Origin of the sequence: Shigella sp. FC1967 (genome assembly GCF_001743005.1) — a bacterium.
GTDB lineage: Bacteria > Pseudomonadota > Gammaproteobacteria > Enterobacterales > Enterobacteriaceae > Proteus.
Window position 1 is genome coordinate 1 of sequence record NZ_MIIZ01000415.1, and the last position, 220, is coordinate 220.

General features: G+C 39.5%; 1 pseudogene. It reads right to left on the reverse strand.

Annotated features, from left to right (window positions below):
• Window positions 1–98: 98 nt before the first annotated feature.
• Window positions 99–220, reverse strand: a pseudogene (locus BHE89_RS27315) (serine-type D-Ala-D-Ala carboxypeptidase); the annotation flags it as partial.

A 220-nucleotide genomic window follows, 5' to 3' on the forward strand; every position in this document is an offset into this window, starting at 1 on the left:
AACTTGCAGGATCGCGGCGAAACGTCGGCATTCATTTCAGCAGTACTTTTCCTGAATTATAATCAATAAGAATATAAGATTCGGCTTCGATACTAGGAATAGCTGGTCATCATCTTGGTTAAACTTGCAGGATCGCGGCGAAACGTCGGCATTCATTTCAGCAGTACTTTTCCTGAATTATAATCAATAAGAATATAAGATTCGGCTTCGATACTAGGAA